4 protein-coding genes are annotated in these 2,697 nt (G+C 73.5%); 3 read left to right on the forward strand and 1 reads right to left on the reverse strand.

The features are described from left to right. Nucleotides 1–182 precede the first annotated feature (182 nt). From FRZ03_RS27360 to FRZ03_RS27370, 3 genes are all read left to right on the forward strand, one after another. Nucleotides 183–437 (forward strand): DUF2277 domain-containing protein, encoded by a 255-nt coding sequence (locus tag FRZ03_RS27360; RefSeq protein WP_146467803.1) that lies wholly within the window; start codon nt 183–185, stop codon nt 435–437. A 277-nt stretch (nt 438–714) separates the two neighbouring features. Further along, nucleotides 715–1,173: a DoxX family protein gene (locus FRZ03_RS27365; RefSeq protein WP_146467804.1), complete on the forward strand. Its 459-nt coding sequence runs from the start codon at nt 715–717 to the stop codon at nt 1,171–1,173. A 267-nt stretch (nt 1,174–1,440) separates the two neighbouring features. Then, nucleotides 1,441–2,055, forward strand: coding sequence for a DedA family protein (locus FRZ03_RS27370; RefSeq protein ID WP_070027603.1), 615 nt, complete (start codon nt 1,441–1,443; stop codon nt 2,053–2,055). Between the two features lie 101 nt (nt 2,056–2,156). Here FRZ03_RS27370 and FRZ03_RS27375 read toward each other — a convergent pair. Beyond that, nucleotides 2,157–2,697, reverse strand: a 541-nt coding sequence (locus tag FRZ03_RS27375) for an HNH endonuclease family protein (RefSeq protein ID WP_146467805.1), incomplete at its 5' end; no start/stop codon positions are given.

Below are 2,697 nucleotides of genomic sequence, written 5' to 3' on the forward strand. Positions count from 1 at the left end.
GGGCCCCGTTCCGGCGGATTTGCAGGTCAGGGCGGTGATTCTGCGGCATAAGGGGGGCCTTGCCGCAAGGCCCCCCATGCGCTATACGTTGAGAGTGGCAAGGAGTCCGGAAGGGCTTCCTTGCCTTTGTTTTTATCCTCCGCCGCGCCCGCACCCGCACCCCCGCGCGTCACACTGAAGGCATGTGCCGGACCATCAAGACCCTCCGTCCGCCGGTACTGCCCGGTGAGGCCACGGAGGAGGACATCCGAGCCGCCGCGCTTCAGTACGTGCGCAAGATCTCGGGCTTCCGCGCGCCGGCCGCCCACAACCGCGAGGCCTTCGACGCCGCCGTGGAGGCCGTCGCCCGGGCCACGGCCGAACTGCTGGACGGACTGGAAGTGCGCGGGCGGCGCGCCCGCACGGAACCGACCGCCCCGGCCGACGCCCGTCCGTGACCCGGCGCTCGTAGCGTCCGGCACGGGGTGCCAGCTGTTCCGGCCATGGGGCGGAACCGGCCATGTTCCCGGGCGTCGGCCGGCCGGTTCGGGCGGCCCTACATGCGGTCGGGTCCCGGACCGAGGGCACCACCCCAGGTGAAACATTGGCCAGAACTTGAACTTGCAAGCATTAGTAAGGGACCCCTAACCTGGGCCTCTCGTTCGGTACCGACACCCCCACCGGCCCGTCCGTCCCCGACGGGCTCGACCGACACCGAAAGGGAGAAAACTCCCCATGCTCTCCGCTCGCCTCAATTCCACGCAGCCCTATGTCCTCGGGCTCTTCCGCGTCGTCGTCGGTCTGCTCTTCACCGTGCACGGCGCCGCCTCGCTCTTCGGTGTCCTCGGCGGCGCCATGGGCACCCACGGCGGCACCATCGCGGCCGGCACCTGGCCGGGCTGGTACGCGGCGGTGATCCAGCTGGTCGCCGGCGCCCTGGTGCTGATCGGCCTCGGCACCCGAGGGGCCGCGCTCGTCGCCTCCGGCTCGATGGCGTTCGCGTACTTCGACATCCACCAGCAGCACGCGCTGTGGCCCATCCAGAACGGCGGCGAGCCCGCGGTCATGTTCTGCTGGGCGTTCCTGCTGCTGGTCTTCACCGGCTCCGGCGCCTTCGGCCTCGACCGGCTCCTGGCCCGGCGCACGGCGGACCGGCGCGAGACCGTCGCGGAGCAGACGCCGATAGCCGCCTGACCGCGTGCCGGTCAGGCTCGCCGGCCGCCTGGCCGCGTGCCGATCGGGGCCGCCTGGCCACCTGACCGCGTGCCGATCGGGGCCGATGGCCGCCTGGCCGCGCGCCGGCCGAGCTCTGGCGGCCGCCTGGCCGCCGCGCCCGTACGGCACCCCTGCGACCTGGCACGGGGTGCCGTACGACCCGGCCGGCGCGCCCCCCGCGGCACCTCCTGCCACACCCCCGGCGTACGCTGTACGGCTGTTATCGGGGGAGTGTCAGGAGAGAACGTGTTCGAGAGTGTGGGGTCGCTGGCGGCCGGGCCCTGGATCTATACCGCGGTGGCCGTGTCCGTGCTGCTGGACGTGTTCCTGCCGGTGCTGCCGAGCGGTGTGCTCGTCATCACGGCGGGCACCGCGGCGGCCGCGGGCTCGGGCGCCGCGACCGGCCAGGTCCCGCACGGCGTGCCGGGCATCCCGGCGCTCATACTCTGCGCCGCGACCGCCTCGCTCCTCGGCGACCTGGTGGCCTACCGGCTGGCCTGGCGGGGCGGCGAGCGCCTCGACCGGGCGATAGCCCGTTCCCGGCGGCTGACCACCGCGCAGGAACGTCTCGGTGACGCGCTGGCCCGGGGCGGCGGCGCGCTGGTCGTGCTCGCCCGCTTCGCCCCCGCGGGGCGCTCGGTCGTCTCCTTCTGCGCCGGCGCCGCCCACCGCCGGGCCCGCGACTTCCTGCCCTGGTCCGCGCTGGCCGGCCTGTCCTGGGCCGCCTACAGCGTGGCCCTCGGCTACTACGGCGCCCGCTGGCTCGGCGCCACCTGGCTGGCGACCGGGGTGTCCCTGGCCGCGCTGTTCGGGGCGGGCGCGGCGGCGGGGTTCCTGATGCGGCGGCGCCCCGCCTCCTGAGGGCGCGGCAGCGGGACGGGGCGCGGCGAGAGCACGGGACACGGCGACGGGGCGGGGCTCGGCCGGGGCGTCCCGGCCGGGCCCGTCTTCTCCCGTGTCGTTCAGCAGCTCGCCAGGTAGTTCTGCAGCGCGCTCTTCTCGGCCGAGTCGACCGAGAGGTTGTAGTAGTACTTCACCTGCACCCAGGCGCGCACGTAGGTGCACACGTAGGCGGAGCGGGACGGGACCCAGGTGGCCGGGTCCTGGTCGCCCTTGGACTGGTTGACGTTGTCGGTGACCGCGAGGAGCTGGGGGCGGGTGACGTCGTTGGCGAACGCCTGCCGCTGGGCCGTCGTCCACTTGCCCGCGCCCGAGTCCCAGGCCTCGGCGAGCGGCACGAGGTGGTCGATGTCGACGTCGGAGGCGGCGGTCCAGGTCGCGCCGTCGTACGGCGAGTACCAGCTGCCGCTGGTGGCCTTGCAGGTGGAGTCGGTGACGACGTTCGTGCCGTCCCGCTCGAGAATCCACTCGCGGGTGTTGCAGGTGCCCTCGATGGTGATCCACGTCGGGAACTTGTCGCGGCTGTAGCCGGTGCGGTCCTCGGTGGCGACGGTCAGCTGGGAGAGGTAGGTGCGGGCGGTGGAGGCGCTCACCGGGGTGGGC

The sequence above is a fragment of the Streptomyces misionensis genome, from assembly GCF_007896895.1.
GTDB classification, from domain to species: Bacteria; Actinomycetota; Actinomycetes; order Streptomycetales; family Streptomycetaceae; genus Streptomyces; species Streptomyces misionensis_A.

Coding starts and splice junctions, on each gene's coding strand:
- FRZ03_RS27360 (WP_146467803.1), top strand. CDS start 183: ATGTGCCGGACCATCAAGACCCTCCGTCCGCCGGTACTGCCCGGTGAG.
- FRZ03_RS27365 (WP_146467804.1), top strand. CDS start 715: ATGCTCTCCGCTCGCCTCAATTCCACGCAGCCCTATGTCCTCGGGCTC.